Raw genomic sequence first — 893 nt, 5'->3', positions numbered from 1 at the left:
AGCAGGAGCCATTTTCATTTCAATCAGCATGATAAAAGCGGACATAACCAGCAGTTTATCGGCCATAGGATCGGCAAATTTTCCAAAATTGGTCACGACCTGCCACTTGCGAGCCAGATAGCCATCCAGGTAGTCTGTGATACTGGCAAGGGCGAAAATGATTCCAGCTAGGATATGCATGGCTGGCGAATGCCCAAAAGTCAAAATCAAAATAAAGATTGGAATTAAGGCAATTCTGGCAAGGGTTAAAGCGTTAGGGATATTTTCTTTTTTCATCATTCTTCCTTTATGATTCAATTGTAAGGGTAATTATAGCACTGTCGCTGGTCAAGGTAGATAGGTCTATTTTCTGACTGCCGACAGTGACAGTGACGCCTTTTACAACTCCTAAGGTAATTGTATAAGTGGTATTGGGAGAGAGTGTCACTGTTTGGCTTGATTGGGTTGGAGTAAGGGTTGTACCAGCTGCCAAGTCTGTATTTGTCACACTAATCCAGCTTGAGGTGTTGCTCGCTGAGATTGTTAACTGAGTAGTTTGCGACTCGCCACGATACTTTGCAGTCAAATAGTTTCCTTCTCCAGTGACTTCCAGCTTTTCTTTTGTTGAGCTAGAGTCTGTAGTGGAGGTCTCAGGTGGAGTTGAACCATCTTCGAGACTTGAGCTCGAGACGAGGCTGTAACTATCGGAGCTGGTAAACTGCGGAGCAGTTGTATTGGCATATTGCCAAACGTAATAGGTGACAAAAATAATGATAGACAGGGCAACTACTAGGAAATAAAAGAGCGGAAGCGAGAAAGAACGATTTTTATATTTTCTACTTCGAAATTCCTCGTTTTCAGCTAATTCAATTTCGTCATAAACGACAGTATTATCTGTGTCGTATGCCTCTAAA

At 42.3% G+C, this 893-nt stretch carries 2 protein-coding genes; both read right to left on the bottom strand.

The window, feature by feature from the left end; genetic code table 11:
* The coding region (gene pgsA / locus D8792_RS10815) for a CDP-diacylglycerol--glycerol-3-phosphate 3-phosphatidyltransferase (protein WP_125374007.1) at nt 1–276 on the bottom strand (276 nt) is incomplete at its 3' end.
* 10 nt (nt 277–286) lie between these two features.
* Nucleotides 287–893, bottom strand: a 607-nt coding sequence (locus D8792_RS10810; RefSeq protein ID WP_125374006.1) for a helix-turn-helix domain-containing protein, incomplete at its 5' end; no start/stop codon positions are given.

Source organism: Streptococcus cristatus (assembly GCF_003943505.1).
Classification (GTDB): Bacteria; Bacillota; Bacilli; order Lactobacillales; family Streptococcaceae; genus Streptococcus; species Streptococcus cristatus_E.
Note: the sequence above shows the minus strand (reverse complement) of the source record. Positions and strands in the feature narration are given on the sequence as shown.